We start from the raw sequence: 15,725 nt of genomic DNA on the forward strand, positions 1-15,725 counted from the left end.
GTGGTGGGATGAATAGCAATACACTGTGGTTGATCGGCCGGCGCTTCGGCGCCGGGGCCTTGACCTTGTTGATCGTGTCCATGGTCGTGTTCGCGATCACGGCGGTACTGCCGGGGGACGCGGCGCAACAATCCCTGGGCCAGTTCGCGACCCCTGAACAGGTGGCGGCCCTGCGCCTGAAACTGGGGTTGGACCAGCCCGGTGTGTTGCGGTACCTGCACTGGTTGATGAGCCTGCTCAGCGGCGACATGGGCGTATCGGTCTCCAACGCCATGCCGGTCGGTGAGCTGATGGCGGGCCGGGTGCCCAACACCCTGATGCTGGCGGGCGCCACGGCGCTGGTCTCGGTGCCGGTGGCACTGGTGCTCGGCATCGGCTCGGCGATGGGCCGGGGCGGGCGCATCGACAGTTGCCTGAGCTTTATCACCCTGGCGATGGTCGCGGTGCCGGAATTCCTGGTGGCGACCCTGGCGGTGCTGATCTTTGCGGTCAACCTCGGTTGGTTGTCGGCGCTCTCCTATGCCAGCGACATCAGTTCACCGCTGCAATTCATGCGCACCTATGCCTTGCCGGTGATGACGCTGTGCTGCGTGATCGTCGCGCAAATGGCGCGCATGACCCGCGCCGCCGTGATCGACCAGCTCGACAGTCCCTATGTGGAAATGGCGCGCCTCAAGGGCGTCAGCCCGATCCGCATCGTGCTGCGCCATGCCTTGCCCAATGCCATCGGGCCGATTGCCAACGCCATCGCCCTGAGCCTGTCGTACCTGTTGGGCGGGGTGGTGATCGTCGAAACCATTTTCAACTACCCCGGCATTGCCAGCTTGATGGTCGATGCCGTGACCAACCGCGACATGGCGCTGGTGCAGGCGTGCACCATGTTGTTCTGCGCGGCGTACCTGGGCCTGGTGCTGCTCGCCGACCTGTGCGCGATCCTGTCCAATCCGAGGCTGAGAAACCAATGAACAACCTCATTGCGAAATCCAAGCCTGTCTCCTCCGCCCTGGCACTCGCCAAGGTGTCCAGCGGCCCGTCGTGGCTGGGGCTGCTGGGCGGCGTGGTGTGTGTCGCCTGGCTGCTGGTGGCGCTGCTCGGTCCGTGGCTGGCGCCCCATCCGGTGGGGGAGGTGGTGTCCGATAACATCTTCGAAGGCTTCAGCCTCGCGCATCCATTCGGCACCGATTACCTGGGCCGCGACATGCTCAGCCGGATACTGGTGGGCGCGCGCTTTACTGTCGGGCTGGCGCTGGTGGCGGCGTTACTGGCCAGCACCTTCGGCACCGGCTGTGCGCTGTTGTCGGTGGTCTCGCCCAAGTGGCTGGACGAGATCATCAGCCGCATCATGGACGCCTTTATTTCGATCCCGAGCAAAATGCTCGCGTTGATCATGGTCTCGGCGTTTGGCTCATCGGTGACGCTGCTGATCTGTACGGCCGTGATCAGCTATATCCCCGGCTCCTTCCGCGTCGCCCGCAGCATGGCGGTCAACATCGAAGCCCTGGAGTACGTGCAGGTCGCGCGTACCCGTGGCGAGCGCCGGCTTTACGTGGCGTGCGTGGAGATCCTGCCGAACATGCTCAACCCGGTCCTGACCGACCTGGGCCTGCGTTTCGGCTACATCGTGCTGTTGCTCAGCGGCATGAGTTTTCTTGGCCTGGGTGTGCAACCGCCGGATGCCGACCTCGGCTCGCTGGTGCGGGAAAACATCGGCGGCCTCAACCAGGGCGCGCTGGCCATCATCCTTCCGGCGCTGGCCATCGGCACGCTGACCATCGGCGTGAATCTGCTGATCGACTATCTGTCGTCGCGACGTAGTCGACGCACGGGAGGCCATTGAAATGACTGAATTGATTCGCGTCGAAGACCTGCGCGTGGTCGCCTGTGGCGAGCGCGGCGAGGTGGAAATCGTCAAGGGCGTGAGCTTTGCCCTGAAACAAGGTGAAGTGCTGGCGTTGATCGGCGAGTCCGGCTCGGGCAAGACCACTATCGCCCTGGCCTTGCTGGGGTATGCACGGCGCGGCTGTCGGCTGTCCGGCGGTGTGGTGCAGGTCGGCGAGCACGACATGCTCGCCCTGGGCGAACACCAACTGCAAGGCCTGCGCGGCAACCGTGTGTCCTATATCGCGCAAAGTGCCGCCGCCGCATTCAACCCGGCGAAAAGACTCATCGACCAGGTCATCGAAGGCGCGCTGATCCACGGCCTGGGCACGCGCGCCGAGCTGCACGCCAAGGCCATCGGACTGTTCCGCGACCTGGCGCTGCCGGGCCCGGAACGCATCGGCCAGCGCTACCCGCACCAGGTCTCCGGCGGGCAGCTGCAACGGGTGATGGCGGCGATGGCGTTGATCAGTGACCCGCTGCTGGTGGTGCTCGACGAGCCGACCACCGCCCTGGACGTGACCACCCAGATCGACGTGCTGCGTGCCTTCAAGCGCGTGGTGCGTGAGCGCGGTGCCACGGCGGTGTACGTGTCACACGACCTGGCGGTGGTGGCGCAAATGGCCGACCAGATCGTGGTGCTCAACGGCGGGCAGATCCTCGAACAGAGCGCCACGGCGCCGCTGCTCAATGCCCCGGCTCACGCCTACACCCGCAGCCTGCTGGCCGCCGCACGGCCCGACACCACCATTCGGCCGCCCTGCGGCGTCGCCGGGGAGGTACCGCTGCTGACCATCACCGGCCTTACCGCCGGCTACGGCAACAAGAACCTGCACGGCATGCCGTCGATTCGGGTATTGGAAGACATCGACCTCACCGTGCGCCGTGGCCAGGCCATCGGCGTGATCGGCGAGTCGGGCTCGGGCAAGTCCACCCTGGCCCGGGTGGTGGCGGGGTTGCTGACCCCGGCCCTCGGCGGCCTGGCCTTCGACGGGCAACCCTTGGGCGGCAGCCTCGCCGAGCGCACCCCGGAACAGTTCCGGCGGATCCAGATGGTGTTCCAGAACGCCGACACCGCGCTCAACCCCATGCACAGTGTGGCGGCCATCATCGGTCGGCCGTTGAAAATGTATTTCGGCCTCAAGGGCGCGGCGCTGCAAACCCGCATCGGCGAACTGCTCGACCTGGTGCGCCTGCCCCGGGACCTCGCCGAACGGCGCCCGAATGAGCTGTCCGGCGGGCAAAAGCAGCGGGTCAACCTGGCCCGCGCGCTGGCGGCCAAGCCCGACCTGATCCTCTGCGATGAAGTGACCTCGGCTCTCGACACCGTGGTGGGTGCGGCGATTCTCGAACTGTTGCGCGACCTGCGCCAGCAACTGGGGGTGTCGTACCTGTTTATCAGCCACGATATTTCCACCGTGCGCGCGCTGTGCGATGACATTGTGGTGATGTACAGCGGCCGCAAGGTCCAGGCCGGCAGTCGCCAGGCGTTTGCCGAGCCGCCGTTCCATCCTTACACCGACCTGTTGATTCACTCGGTGCCCGAGTTGCGCCAGGGCTGGCTGGAAACCTGCGGTACTGCAGGCGACACGCTGCCGGCGCTCGGCGAGCGGGCCAATGGGCCGCAGCTGTGCACCTTCCTCAATCGCTGCCCGGTGCGCGTCGACGGTCTGTGCAACCGCACCGCGCCGCCGCGCCGCCGCCTTGACGACGGTGGTGAAATCCTTTGCCACCACGACAGCGCCCATTTGCTGGATACCCAGCAGGGCGTCAACACCCTCACTGTGGGAGCCTATGCATGAGCGCGCGTTTTGTGAGGCTGGCCGAACAGGGCCGGCCGACGGTCAGCCTGACCGTGGATGGCGCTGCCGTCCAAGCCCTGCAGGGCGACACCCTGATGGTCGCGCTGCTGACCCAGGGCAACGCGCTGCGCCAGTCGGAATTCGACAGCGGCCGCCGCGCCGGTTTCTGCCTGATGGGCGCGTGCCAGGATTGCTGGGTGTGGACCCGCAGCGGTGAACGCCTGCGCGCCTGCTCCAATGAAGTCCGTGACGGGCTGGATATCGTTACCACACAACCGGAGGCGACATGGCCACTGCACGGGTAGTTATTGTGGGCGCCGGACCGGCCGGGGTGCGCTGCGCCGAAACCCTGCTGGCGGCCGGGATCAAACCGATCCTGATCGATGAAAACCGCCGCGACGGTGGCCAGATCTATCGGCGTCAGCCAGAAGGCTTCACCCGCGACTACGCGACCCTGTACGGCAGCGAGGCCGCCAAGGCCCAGGCCCTGCACCAGAGTTTCGACCGCCTGCGCGACGCCATCGACTACCGCCCCGACACCCTGGTGTGGAACCTCACGCCGGGGCAACTGTGCTGCGTGAGCCAGGGCCGCCACACCATGGTGGATTACGACGCACTGATCCTCTGCACCGGCGCCACCGACCGCCTGATGCCCATCGAGGGCTGGCAACTGGCGGGCACCTACAGCCTGGGCGGGGCGCAGATCGCGTTGAAAAACCAGGCCGTGTCCATCGGCCATCGCGTGGTGTTCATGGGCAGCGGGCCGTTGCTGTACCTGGTCGCCAGCCAGTACGTGAAGGCCGGCGCCGAGGTGGCGGCGGTGCTCGACACCTCAGCCTTGAGCCTGCGCCTGAAAGCCTTGCCCAAACTGCTGGCGCGGCCTGGCGTGCTGTTCACCGGGATCACCCTATTGGCGCAACTGTACCGCGCCAAGGTGGCGGTGCACCTCGGGGTCAAGCCGCTGCAAGTGATGGGCGACGTGGCCAATGGCGTGAGCGGTGTGCGCTTCGCCACCGGCAACGGGCAGACCGTCACGGTGCAGGCCGATGCCGTTGCGCTGGGTTACCACCTGCGCCCGGAAACCCAGCTGGGTGACCTGGCCGGCTGTCGCATGGCGTTCGATGAGGCATCGAGCCAATGGTGGCTGGCCACGGATGACGCTGGACGCACCTCGGTCAAGGGCGTGTACGCGGCCGGCGACGGTGCGAAAATTCGCGGCGCCGATGCCGCCGAGCATGCCGGGCGCCTGGTGGCGCTGGCGCTGCTGGAAGACCTGCAACAACCGGTGGACACCGGCCTGCGGGATGAACAACAGCAGGCCCTGGCGGTGATGGATCAATTCCGCCTGGGCCTGGCCCGGGCGTTCCCGTGGCCGAGCGAACAGGCCAAGGCGTTGCCGGACAGCGCCATCGTGTGCCGCTGCGAGATGATCAGCGCCGGCGAGCTGCGCCGCACGGTGAAGGAGAAGGGCGCCTGCGAAGTCAATCGCGCCAAGGCGTTCAGCCGCGTGGGCATGGGCCGTTGCCAGGGGCGTTATTGCTCCCAGGCCGGGGCCGAAGTGATCGCCGCCGCTGCCGGCGTGCCGGTGCAGGCGGTCGGACGCCAGCGCGGCCAGGCGCCGGTCAAACCGTTGTCGATGCTGATCACCGAGGAGGTCTCGTCATGAGCGTGCAAAAAACCGATGTGGTGATTGTCGGCGGGGGGCTGATGGGCTCGGCGACCGCGTTTTTTCTGCGCCGTCGCGGGCAGTCGGTGATCCTGCTGGAGCGCGACCAGATCGGCCAGTACGCCAGTGGCGTCAACTTCGGCAATGTACGCCGGCAAGGGCGTTTCCTCGGCCAGTTGGCCTTGGCTAATCGCTCCTGGGCGCTGTGGAAACGCCTGCCGGAACTGATCGACGACGACCTGGAATTCATCCCCAGCGGGCATATGCGCGTGTGTTACCGCGAGGATGAAATTGCCGAGCTGGAGGCCTACGCCGCCGCACCGGAAGCGCAACAACTGGACCTGAAGATTTATCGTGGCGCCGAACTGCATCAACGCTTCGGCTTCCTCGGCCCGGACGTCAAGGGTGGCTCCTACGCGCCCCACGATGGCCATGCCAACCCGCGCCTGGCCGCGCCGGCGTTTGCCCGCGCCGCCCGGCGCCTGGGTGCGCAGATCGAAGAGCGCACCGAAGTGGCCGAGGTGCAGAAAGTCGGCGCCGACTTCCAGGTCACCACCACCGACGGCCGCCAGTTCCACGCCGCGCAACTGTTGATCACCGCCGGCGCCTGGGGCCAGAAGCTCTCGGCGCAGTTCGGCGAACCGGTGCCGCTGGACACCCACGGCCCGCAAATGGCCGTGACCGAGCCGGTGCCTTATGCCTTGCCCACGGTGATCGGCGTGTACACCAAGGTGCCCGAAGAGGTGATCTACTTCCGCCAGATTCCCCGGGGCAATATCGTCATCGGCGGCGGCTACCGCAGCAAGCCGGACATGCTCAACCGCCGCGCCTACGTGGAACCGCGCAGCATCCTCAACCAGGTCAGCCAGATGCGCCGCCTGCTGCCGGGCGTCGGCAACCTGAACATCATCCGCGTGTGGAGCGGCATCGAAGGCTACCTGCCGGACTCGCTGCCGGTGATGGGCCCCAGCGGTACTGTCGACGGGCTGTTCTATGCCTTCGGGTTCTGCGGCCACGGTTTCCAGCTGGGCCCGGGCGTCGGCGATGTGATGGCCGAGCTGCTCGCCACCGGCAGCACCAGCACCCCGATCGAGCCATTCTCCATCACCCGGTTCGCCCCACCTGCCGAGCAACGGAGCCAGGCCTCATGAAACCCCGCGTATTGGCGATTCTGAAACAGCTGATGGCCTTCGACACCGTGTCATCGGCCTCGAACATGGCCTTGATTGAATATGTGCGCGACCTGCTGCTGAGCAAGGGCATCGACTCGCTGATCGTCAAGGACCCCAGCGGCAAGAAAGCCAACCTGTTCGCCAGCACCGGGCCCAAGGAACAGCCCGGCGTGCTGCTGTCCGGGCACACCGACGTGGTGCCGGCGGCGGGGCAGGCCTGGACATTTCCCGCCTTCGCCGCCACCGTTCAGGACGGGCGCATTTATGGGCGCGGCAGCTGCGACATGAAGGGCTTTATCGCCCTGGCCATCGACTCCATGCTGGATGCCGCCGACCACACGTTGAACCGCCCATTGCAACTGGCCCTGTCCCATGACGAAGAAATCGGCTGCGTCGGCGTACGGCGCTTGCTCGACGTGCTGCACCTGGCGCCGATGCGGCCGTTTCTGTGTGTGATCGGCGAGCCGACCAACATGCAGTTTGTCCTCGGCCACAAGGGCAAGGGCTCCTACCGCACGTACTGCCGAGGCCAGGAGGCGCATTCATCCCTGGCGCCGCGCTCGGTCAACGCCATCCACGTGGCCTGCGACTTTATCGCCGCCCTGCGTGACAGCCAGCAGCAGTTGCAACGCCACGGCGCCCAGGACAACGACTATGACGTGCCCTACAGCACCGTGCATGTCGGCCAGATTATCGGCGGCAAGGCGCTGAATATCGTGCCCAACCTGTGCACCCTGGACTTCGAAGTGCGCAACCTGCCGGCGGACGACCTGGACGCGTTCCTGGAGCAGATGCGCGAGCGCGCCGAGGTGATCGTGCGTGAGGCGCAGAAGCTGTCCAGCGTGGCGGCCATCGAGATCGAAACGATCAACGTCTATCCTGGCCTCGACACCCATCCCAGTGTCGAGGCGGTGCGCTTTCTCAAGCAATTCGCCGCGCCGGGCACCGGCACCTCCAAGGTTTCGTTCGGCACCGAAGGCGGCCTGTTCAAGCAGCGCCTGGACGTACCGGTGGTGGTGTGCGGGCCGGGTTGCATCGAGCAGGCGCACAAGCCCGACGAGTTTATCGAGATCAGCCAGATGGACGCCGGCGAGCGCTTTTTGCAAGGCTTGCTCGGTTCGCTGACGGCCTAGCAGAGCCTGCCGTCCTGGGCGCAATTTCAGCACGGCACGCTGCTTTAACCGCGCTTTCGGCATCCTCGTTTGCGGTACCTCCCTAGACTGGAGCGTGTCTCGGATCAGGACTCGACCATGCTCAAGAATCGCTTGCAAGACCCCAGCCTGCTGGCTGAACTCGCCTACGTAGATGGCCAGTGGATCGCTGCCGACAGCGGCGCCACCCTGGACATCCGCGACCCGGCCACCGGCCACGTGATTGCCCAGGTGCCGGCCATGGACGCGGTGGACACCCGCCGCGCCATCGAAGCCGCCGAGCGTGCCTGGCCTGCCTGGCGCGCACGCCCGGCTGCCGAACGTGCGGCGCTGCTGGAGCGCTGGTACCAGGCGATGATCGACAACCTCGATGACCTGGCGCTGATCATGACCTGCGAGCAGGGCAAACCCCTGAACGAAGCCCGTGGCGAAGTGCGCTACGGTGCCGGTTTCGTCAAATGGTTCGCCGAGGAAGCGCGCCGGGTCTACGGCGAAACCATGCCCGCGCCCAGTGGTGATCGGCGTTTGCTGACCCTCAAGCAACCGGTGGGCGTATGCGCCGCCATCACCCCATGGAATTTCCCCAACGCGATGATCACGCGCAAATGCGCACCGGCCCTGGCCGCCGGTTGCCCGATCATCGTCAAACCCTCGGACTTCACGCCGCTGTCGGCCCTGGCCCTGGCGGTGCTGGCCGAGCGCGTCGGTATTCCGGTCGGGGTGTTCAATGTGATCACCGGCTTGCCCGCCGGCATTGGCGAAGAGCTGACCGGCAACCCGGCGGTGCGCAAGATTTCCTTTACCGGCTCCACCGCCGTCGGCCGCCTGTTAATGCGCCAGAGCGCCGAGCACATCAAGCGCTTGAGCCTGGAACTGGGCGGCAATGCGCCGTTTATCGTGTTCGACGACGCCGACCTCGAACAGGCGGTGGCCGGGGTGATGCTCAGCAAGTTCCGCAACGCCGGGCAAACCTGCGTGTGCGCCAACCGCATCCTGGTGCAGGACGGTATCTACGCGCGTTTCGCGGCGCGGCTGGTGGAAGAGGTGGGCAAGCTCAAGGTCGGCAACGGCCTGGACGACGGCGTGACTATCGGCCCGCTGATCAACCCCGCAGCGGTGAACAAAGTCGCGCGGCATATCGACGACGCCCTGAGCCAGGGCGCCCGGCTGCTGTGCGGCGCGGTCCCCAGCGGCGACAGCCAGTTCGTGCAGCCCACGGTACTCGGCGATACCCACGCCGGGATGTTGCTGGCCAATGAAGAAACCTTCGGCCCGGTGGCACCGCTGATGCGCTTTACCGACGAAGCCCAGGCCCTCGCCCTGGCCAACGCCACCCCGTATGGCCTGGGCGCCTACTATTTCACCCAGGACCTGCAGCGTTCGTGGCGTTTTGGTGAGGCCCTGGAGTTCGGCATGGTCGGGCTCAACACCGGGATCATCTCGATGGAGGTCGCGCCGTTCGGCGGCATCAAGCAATCGGGCCTGGGGCGCGAGGGCAGCAAGTACGGCCTGGACGAATACCTTGAAGTCAAAGCCTTCCATATCGGCGGCTTGAACTGAATTTTTGCGAGGCATGCACCATGAGCAAGGCATTCAGAATCGCCGCGATTGCCGGCGATGGCATCGGCAAGGAAGTCCTGCCCGAAGGGCTGCGGGTACTGGAACAGGCCGCCAGGATCTGGGACCTGGACCTGAGCATCGAAGTGCTCGACTGGGCCCACTGCGATTACTACCTGGAACACGGGCAGATGATGCCCGAGGACTGGTTCGAGCAGCTCAAGGGCTTTGACGCGATCTACTTCGGCGCCGTGGGCTGGCCCGACAAAGTCCCGGACCACATCTCGCTGTGGGGCTCGCTGCTCAAGTTACGCCGCGACTTCGACCAGTACGTGAACATCCGCCCGGTGCGGCTGTTCCCCGGCGTGCCATGCCCCTTGGCCGGGCGCGCGCCGGGGGACATCGACTTTGTGGTGATCCGCGAAAACACCGAGGGCGAATACTCCTCGGTGGGCGGCAAGATGTTCGAAGGCACCGAGCATGAATTCGTGCTGCAGGAGTCGGTGTTCACTCGACGCGGGGTTGACCGCATCCTCAAGTTCGCCTTCGACCTGGCCCAGACCCGTCCACGCAAGAAGCTGACGGCGGCGACCAAGTCCAATGGGATTTCCATCAGCATGCCTTACTGGGATGAGCGCACGGCGTTGATGGCGGCGAACTATCCCGAGGTGACGTGGGACAAGCAGCACATCGATATTTTGTGTGCGCGGTTTGTGTTGCAGCCGGACCGGTTTGATGTGGTGGTGGCCTCGAATCTGTTTGGCGATATCCTGTCGGACCTGGGGCCGGCGTGTGCGGGGACCATCGGGATCGCGCCGTCGGCGAACCTGGATCCGGAGCGGCGGTTTCCGTCATTGTTCGAGCCGGTGCATGGGTCGGCGCCGGATATCTATGGGCAGAACATTGCCAATCCGATTGCAATGATCTGGTCGGGGGCGTTGATGCTGGACTTCTTGGGCAATGGGGATGGGCGTTATCGGGACGCGCATGATGGGATATTGCGGGCGATTGAGGCGGTGATTGCAGAAGGGGTGGTCACGCCGGATCTGGGGGGCCGGGGATCGACTCAGGATGTGGGATTGGCCATTGCGAGTCGGTTGGCTGAGGCGAATTGATCAAAGCGCGGCGGCCTTATAGCCGACCGGCGTTGTGCCTGGTGTACTGGGTTAAAAATGTGGGAGGGGGCAAGCCCCCTCCCACATTTTGATCTGCATACATCAGGTAAACCTTGGCCTGCTCTTGCGGCCTTGGAACCGAATAGGTACTCAATACCCCCGCAACCGATCCACCTCACCCACCATCTCCTCCCCCCGCTCAAACCGCCGAATATTTTCCAACAACACCGCAAACGCACTTTCCGGCTGGGTCATCGCCGCAATATGCGGCGTCAATAACACCTGCGGATGCCCCCAGAACGGATGCTCCGGCGCCGCCGGCTCTTCCCGCAGCACATCCAGCACCGCACCACCCAACTGCCCACTCTCCAGCGCCTCGAGCAAATCCTCTTCCACCAGGTGCCCCCCACGGCCCATATTCACCAACCCCGCCCCCCGTGGCAGTTGCGCAAACAAGCGCCGGTCCAGGATCCCCTGGGTCTGCTCCGTCAACGGCAACACGCACAGCAAAATATCGCACTGGCTGAGAAACGCCGGCAGTTGCGCTTCCCCCGCATAACACTCCACCCCCGACACCTGGTGCGCACTGCGCGCCCAGCCGGACAGGGCAAAGCCCAGGGGGGCCAAGGTCGCCAGGATCTGCTGGGCCTGGGCACCCAACCCCATCACCCCCACGCGCCGGTTCGCAGCCGGCTGCAGCAGGTGCGCCTGCCAGCAGCGCGCCACCTGCTGCTGGCGGTAGCGCAACATGTCGCGGTGCAGGCTCAGCACCGCCCAACTGGCGTATTCGCACATGCCGCGGGTGATGCCCGGGTCCAGCAGGCGCACCACCGGCAGGCCCGCAGGCAGGCGATCAAGGTCCAACTGATCGACACCGGCCGACAAGGCGAACAACACCTTCAGGTTGGGCAGCATGCGGGCCAGATCTTCCGGTGCCTGCCAGGCGGCCAGGTAGTCGACCTCGTCGGGGTTGCCGAGGTCGGGCCAGGTGCGCCACTCGATTTCCGGCGCGTGTTGGGCGAACAGTGCCTGCCAGTGTCGGCCGCGCACCGGGTCAGCTTTGTAGAGCAAGGCCATGGGCATTTCCTGCTGGATAAACGGAAGCATCATCATCGCCCAAAGCCCGGCGCAGGATCTGTTGAAACGCGGGGCGAAAACAGTTGATCCGAATTTCTCACGGGGCAAGTTCGGCGTAGTTGGTTGCCCGCAGGCCGTACTCTGGACTGCATCGCAACCACCTTCCGGTTGCCGGACTCACGATGGGAAATGCCATGAATAGCAAAGTCGACGAAACCCCTCATTTGCTCCGTCAGCGCGAGCAGTTCGTGCCCCGTGGCCTGGTGACCGCGCACCCGCTGGTGATCGACCGCGCCCAGGGCGCCGAATTGTGGGACGTGGATGGCAAGCGTTACCTGGACTTCGTCGGCGGTATCGGTGTGCTCAACATCGGCCATAACCACCCCAAGGTGGTCGCCGCCGTGCAGGCCCAGTTGCAGAAGGTTTCCCATGCCTGCTTCCAGGTGGTGGCCTACCAGCCTTACCTCGCCCTGGCCCAGCGCCTGTGTGAAATGATCGGCGGCCAGGAAGCCTATAAAGCGGCGTTTTTCACCTCCGGCGCCGAGGCGGTGGAAAATGCGGTGAAGATCGCCCGCGCCCATACCAATCGCTCGGCGGTCATCGCCTTCCGTGGCGGTTTCCACGGGCGCACATTGCTGGGCACCACGCTCACCGGCATGAGCCAGCCCTACAAGCAGAACTTCGGGCCGTTTGCGCCGGAGGTGTTCCACACCCCGTACCCGAATGCTTATCGCGGCGTGACCAGCGACATCGCGCTCAAGGCCCTGGATGAGTTGCTGGCGACCCAGGTAGCGCCGGAACGGGTGGCCGCGATCATCATCGAACCGGTGCAGGGCGATGGCGGTTTCCTCACTGCGCCCCCTGAGTTTCTCCAGGCGTTGCGGGCGTTGGCCGACAAGCATGGCATCGTGTTGATCCTCGACGAGATCCAGACCGGCTTCGGTCGCACCGGCACCTGGTTCGGTTTCCAGCACGCGGGTATCCAGCCCGACCTGGTCACCGTGGCCAAGAGCCTGGCCGGCGGCTTGCCGTTGTCCGGCGTGGTCGGCAAGGCGCACATCATGGATGCACCGCTGCCCGGCGGGCTGGGCGGCACCTACGGTGGTAATGCGCTGGCCTGTGCGGCGGCGCTGGCGGTGATCGATGCGTTCGAGCAGGAGCAGTTGCTGGCGCGCAGCCAAGTACTGGGCGAGCGCCTGCGCCAGGGGTTGCTCGGTTTGCAGGCGCGCTGCTCGCGCATCGGCGATGTGCGCGGCACCGGCTTTATGCTGGCGATGGAGTTGATCAAGGATGACCCGGCCCGCACCCCGGATGCCGATCTCAATCAACGCTTGATCGATGCAGCCCGGGCCGGTGGTTTGCTGGTGATCAAGTGCGGGGTACATCGCAATGTGCTGCGCTTCCTCGCGCCGCTGGTGACCAGCGAAGCCCAGGTCGACGAAGCGCTGGAAATCCTCGACGGCGCCTTGGCACGGGTCTTGAACTGAGGCTGTGCCCGCTACGGGCCAACTGCGGCATTGGAGGCTTGACCCCACATGGGACTGACAGATTATCGAGCGTTGCTGATCGATTGCGATGAAGTGCTGGTGGATCGCGATTCAGGGGTGTGGGCGGCGTTGCAGCCGCTGCTCGACAGCCGTGGCGGGCAGCCGGCCAAGGATCAGGTGCTGGCCGAATTCAACACGCAGGTTGCCAGGCTCTACCCGCGTTTCGCCGAGCTGGGCTTCAGTGGCGTGTTGTGTTTTGCCCATCGCCAACTGGCCGAAAGTTGGGGGCTGCACGCCAGTTGGGAGGAGGGCATGAGCTTTGCTCGTTCGGCGGGCAATTGGTCGTTGTTCGAGGATGCGCCGGGGGCGATGCTGTACCTGCGCAAGTTCTACCGCTTGCTGGTGCGTGGCGACCGTGATGCCGAGGACCGCGGGGTGTTGTGCGAGCGATTGGGGATTGCACCGGAAGATTTCATTTCCCTCGCCGAAGACCCGCAATGGCTCACGGACCGAGGCGCGCAGCTGCAACCGGTACTGCATGTAACGCGACCGTCGGTCGGCGCACATGGGGCGTTGGACCGCTGTTTGATCGGCCGCCACCGGGCGCGGCAGCCTTCGCCTTGTGCGGCGGAGTACTGCATCAACAGCATGGCGGATCTGGTGGCGCAGCATCAGCTGTCTTTACGGCGCTGATTTTGCTAGAAGATTGTCTTACAAACGGCAGTCAAGAGGTACGTGATGGAAGGGCAAGTCAAGCTGGACCGGATCGACATCAGTATTCTGGTTGAACTGCAAAAAGACGGGCGGATGACCAATGTCAGCCTTGCCGATGCCGTGGGCCTGTCCGCCAGCCCCTGCCTGCAACGGGTCAAGCGGCTTGAATCGGCCGGGTATATTTCCAGCTACAAGGCGCACTTGAACCTGGCCAAGATCACCGATTCGGTGACGGTGTTTACCGAGATCACCCTCAGCGACCACAAGCGTGAAGACTTCGCCAAGTTCGAGTCGAATATCCGCCTGGTGGATGAAGTGCTTGAGTGTCACCTGATCAGTGGTGGCTATGACTACCTGGTGCGTTTCATGACCCGCAGCATCCAGCACTACCAGGAAGTGGTCGAGAGCCTGCTGGACAAGAACATTGGCATCTCCAAGTACTTCAGCTACATCGTGATCAAGTCACCGGTGCTCAAGGATGGCGTGCCGTTGCGCAAGTTGCTGCGGCACTGAAATCCGCGCGCTTTCCTGTGGGAGGGGGCTTGAACCTGATGGCGGCCTGACAGCCGACCAGGATGTTGGCGTGGAATGAGTACATATCCGTTGCTGCGGTAACGGCCACTTAGGGTTTCGCTCTTACAGCGACTCACTTTTGGAGAGGCCCAAAAGTAAGCAAAAGGCCTTCGCCCCACCACTCGGCACCTCGCCCAGGCTCGGTGTGCCCGTAATCCGACAGTGATTTGGGGGGCCGCCGCCACGCGCCATCCATGGCGCGGGGCGGCTAAACCGGCATCCCTGCCGGTTTACCCCCCAAATCACTGTCGAATTCCGGCCAGCGTGGTTTAACGGGGCGCCTGAGATCAAGATCAAAAGCAAGATCAAGGGCGGCTCGCTTCGCATCGTGGTTACTGTTGGTGGCTACAACGTTGTAGATAGCTATGCCCCTGATGGCGGTCTTTCAGCTGACCCCGTTTTAGGGGGGGAACCGGTTCAAATGTGGGAGCTGGCTTGCCTGCGATGCAGGCACCTCGGTGCATCCGGTACACAGCTTTGCGCAGGGCGTGGGAACGATCAAAGCTCACTGCTTTTGCACCTCAATTGGACACGCCCCCCCGTAGTCTCGGCTAAACGCCTCATCTCGACGCAACCCGCATAAAACACTTTTTCGGGCCCTTAAACAGTGGTCTGCGCCGATCCGTGGGTGCAATTCGGCGAAAAACGCAAAAGGGCCTGCGCTGTAATGCTCGCAGAGTGAGGGAGCGCAGGGTTGTGCGGTGTTTTCCAGCCGCGACAGCCTTGGGTTGAACACCACCAATCGGAGCGAAAAAATGCGAATGAGCAACGCAAAAGCACTGTTGGGTTATGGCGCGTTCATGTTGGCAACCGCCAGCGAGGCGCATCAGATTTGGTACGAACAACTTCCCGGCCAGCCCTTGGCCTTGTACTACGGGGAATATGACAAGAACGTGCTGGAGGTCACGCCGGGGGGAATGGACCGGTTCAGGCAACTGCGGGCGTGGTCGATGGCCGACCGGTCGGCACCGCTGCAACTGAGCCTGCAGCGCCAGGCGTTCCTGCTGGCGGAGCAGCCCGGGCAAGAGGATTCGCTGCTGGCGCAAGACCTGCACTATCCGATGTTCGATGTGCAGGAAGGCGCCAAGACCTTGAAAGCCGCCTGGACCCCGGCCACGCGTTGGGTCGGAGACCTGCGGGCCCGTAGCCCGGAGCTGACCCTGGATATCGTCCCCACCGGCGTTGCCGATGTGGGCGGTGCGCAGTTCCGGGTGTTCTACGCGGGCAAGCCGCTGACGGGCCAGGAAGTGATGCTGGAAACCGCCTCCGGTGAAGTCTTCAAGCAGCGCAGCGATGCCGCCGGCAACGTCAGCTTCACGCTGCCCTGGCAGGGCACTTACGTGGTGGCCGTCGAGTACCAGGACAACAGCCCTGGGGAGCGTCTTGATCCGGCGGGCAAGCCCGAGCGGTTTGACGTCAAACGCTTCAGTTCGACGTTGTCGTTCCACCGCCGGCAAGGCCAGGCGCCGTTACCTCGCGCGCCGTCGCAACTGCCGGCATCGGAAGTCGCCAGGCTGAAAAAGTCAGCCTGAT

General features: G+C 64.6%; 14 protein-coding genes. 13 read left to right on the top strand and 1 reads right to left on the bottom strand.

The features are described from left to right. The first annotated feature begins 8 nt into the window (after positions 1–8). From C8K58_RS19750 to C8K58_RS19790, 9 genes are all read left to right on the top strand, one after another. The gene (locus C8K58_RS19750; protein WP_027607458.1) at positions 9–965 is read left to right on the top strand and encodes an ABC transporter permease; all 957 of its coding nucleotides are present in this window, start codon (positions 9–11) and stop codon (positions 963–965) included. Continuing rightward, entirely contained in the window at positions 962–1,837 is an 876-nt protein-coding gene (locus C8K58_RS19755; RefSeq protein ID WP_065940277.1) for an ABC transporter permease, read from the top strand. The genes C8K58_RS19750 and C8K58_RS19755 overlap by 4 nt, the downstream gene beginning before the upstream one ends. Before the next feature lies 1 nt (position 1,838). Beyond that, positions 1,839–3,680, top strand: a complete 1,842-nt coding sequence (locus tag C8K58_RS19760) for an ABC transporter ATP-binding protein (protein ID WP_108574162.1) — start codon at positions 1,839–1,841, stop codon at positions 3,678–3,680. Further along, on the top strand, positions 3,677–3,985 hold the full coding sequence (locus tag C8K58_RS19765) for a (2Fe-2S)-binding protein (protein ID WP_027607461.1): 309 nt from the start codon (positions 3,677–3,679) through the stop codon (positions 3,983–3,985). The genes C8K58_RS19760 and C8K58_RS19765 overlap by 4 nt, the downstream gene beginning before the upstream one ends. Further along, complete coding sequence (locus C8K58_RS19770; protein WP_098479063.1) at positions 3,967–5,346, top strand: NAD(P)/FAD-dependent oxidoreductase; 1,380 nt, start codon at positions 3,967–3,969, stop codon at positions 5,344–5,346. Before C8K58_RS19765 ends, C8K58_RS19770 begins: the two co-directional genes overlap by 19 nt. Beyond that, complete coding sequence (locus C8K58_RS19775) at positions 5,343–6,497, top strand: FAD-binding oxidoreductase (RefSeq protein WP_108574163.1); 1,155 nt, start codon at positions 5,343–5,345, stop codon at positions 6,495–6,497. The genes C8K58_RS19770 and C8K58_RS19775 overlap by 4 nt, the downstream gene beginning before the upstream one ends. Further along, on the top strand, positions 6,494–7,651 hold the full coding sequence (gene argE / locus C8K58_RS19780) for an acetylornithine deacetylase (protein ID WP_108574164.1): 1,158 nt from the start codon (positions 6,494–6,496) through the stop codon (positions 7,649–7,651). The genes C8K58_RS19775 and argE overlap by 4 nt, the downstream gene beginning before the upstream one ends. Positions 7,652–7,768: 117 nt before the next feature. After that, positions 7,769–9,229 carry an NAD-dependent succinate-semialdehyde dehydrogenase gene (locus tag C8K58_RS19785; protein ID WP_108574165.1) on the top strand — a complete coding sequence of 487 codons (1,461 nt, stop codon included), beginning with the start codon at positions 7,769–7,771 and terminating at the stop codon, positions 9,227–9,229. Positions 9,230–9,249: 20 nt separating this feature from the next. Then, entirely contained in the window at positions 9,250–10,341 is a 1,092-nt protein-coding gene (locus tag C8K58_RS19790; protein ID WP_108574166.1) for a tartrate dehydrogenase, read from the top strand. Positions 10,342–10,491: 150 nt separating this feature from the next. Here the strand turns inward: C8K58_RS19790 and C8K58_RS19795 are convergent, their stop codons facing one another. Continuing rightward, positions 10,492–11,418, bottom strand: coding sequence for a glyoxylate/hydroxypyruvate reductase A (locus C8K58_RS19795; protein WP_108574167.1), 927 nt, complete (start codon positions 11,416–11,418; stop codon positions 10,492–10,494). A 194-nt stretch (positions 11,419–11,612) separates the two neighbouring features. Here C8K58_RS19795 and gabT point away from each other — a divergent pair, with 194 nt between their 5' ends. From gabT to C8K58_RS19815, 4 genes are all read left to right on the top strand, one after another. Next, positions 11,613–12,905, top strand: a complete 1,293-nt coding sequence (gene gabT / locus C8K58_RS19800; protein ID WP_027607468.1) for a 4-aminobutyrate--2-oxoglutarate transaminase — start codon at positions 11,613–11,615, stop codon at positions 12,903–12,905. A gap of 48 nt (positions 12,906–12,953) precedes the next feature. Further along, complete coding sequence (locus tag C8K58_RS19805; RefSeq protein ID WP_065940268.1) at positions 12,954–13,598, top strand: 2-haloalkanoic acid dehalogenase; 645 nt, start codon at positions 12,954–12,956, stop codon at positions 13,596–13,598. A 45-nt stretch (positions 13,599–13,643) separates the two neighbouring features. After that, on the top strand, positions 13,644–14,132 hold the full coding sequence (locus tag C8K58_RS19810; RefSeq protein WP_010449292.1) for an Lrp/AsnC family transcriptional regulator: 489 nt from the start codon (positions 13,644–13,646) through the stop codon (positions 14,130–14,132). An 821-nt stretch (positions 14,133–14,953) separates the two neighbouring features. After that, positions 14,954–15,724, top strand: a complete 771-nt coding sequence (locus tag C8K58_RS19815; RefSeq protein WP_256592534.1) for a DUF4198 domain-containing protein — start codon at positions 14,954–14,956, stop codon at positions 15,722–15,724. The last annotated feature ends 1 nt before the right edge of the window (position 15,725 follow it).

Source organism: Pseudomonas sp. GV047, from assembly GCF_003058245.1.
Taxonomy (GTDB): domain Bacteria; phylum Pseudomonadota; class Gammaproteobacteria; order Pseudomonadales; family Pseudomonadaceae; genus Aquipseudomonas; species Aquipseudomonas marginalis.

What these genes read in the sequence shown, in the direction of transcription:
- C8K58_RS19765 (WP_027607461.1), top strand. Translation starts at nt 3,677, where the DNA reads ATGAGCGCGCGTTTTGTGAGGCTGGCCGAACAGGGCCGGCCGACGGTC.
- C8K58_RS19755 (WP_065940277.1), top strand. Translation starts at nt 962, where the DNA reads ATGAACAACCTCATTGCGAAATCCAAGCCTGTCTCCTCCGCCCTGGCA.
- C8K58_RS19810 (WP_010449292.1), top strand. Translation starts at nt 13,644, where the DNA reads ATGGAAGGGCAAGTCAAGCTGGACCGGATCGACATCAGTATTCTGGTT.
- C8K58_RS19760 (WP_108574162.1), top strand. Translation starts at nt 1,839, where the DNA reads ATGACTGAATTGATTCGCGTCGAAGACCTGCGCGTGGTCGCCTGTGGC.
- C8K58_RS19795 (WP_108574167.1), bottom strand. Translation starts at nt 11,418, where the DNA reads ATGGCCTTGCTCTACAAAGCTGACCCGGTGCGCGGCCGACACTGGCAG.
- C8K58_RS19770 (WP_098479063.1), top strand. Translation starts at nt 3,967, where the DNA reads ATGGCCACTGCACGGGTAGTTATTGTGGGCGCCGGACCGGCCGGGGTG.
- C8K58_RS19790 (WP_108574166.1), top strand. Translation starts at nt 9,250, where the DNA reads ATGAGCAAGGCATTCAGAATCGCCGCGATTGCCGGCGATGGCATCGGC.
- argE (WP_108574164.1), top strand. Translation starts at nt 6,494, where the DNA reads ATGAAACCCCGCGTATTGGCGATTCTGAAACAGCTGATGGCCTTCGAC.
- gabT (WP_027607468.1), top strand. Translation starts at nt 11,613, where the DNA reads ATGAATAGCAAAGTCGACGAAACCCCTCATTTGCTCCGTCAGCGCGAG.
- C8K58_RS19815 (WP_256592534.1), top strand. Translation starts at nt 14,954, where the DNA reads ATGAGCAACGCAAAAGCACTGTTGGGTTATGGCGCGTTCATGTTGGCA.
- C8K58_RS19785 (WP_108574165.1), top strand. Translation starts at nt 7,769, where the DNA reads ATGCTCAAGAATCGCTTGCAAGACCCCAGCCTGCTGGCTGAACTCGCC.
- C8K58_RS19775 (WP_108574163.1), top strand. Translation starts at nt 5,343, where the DNA reads ATGAGCGTGCAAAAAACCGATGTGGTGATTGTCGGCGGGGGGCTGATG.
- C8K58_RS19750 (WP_027607458.1), top strand. Translation starts at nt 9, where the DNA reads ATGAATAGCAATACACTGTGGTTGATCGGCCGGCGCTTCGGCGCCGGG.
- C8K58_RS19805 (WP_065940268.1), top strand. Translation starts at nt 12,954, where the DNA reads ATGGGACTGACAGATTATCGAGCGTTGCTGATCGATTGCGATGAAGTG.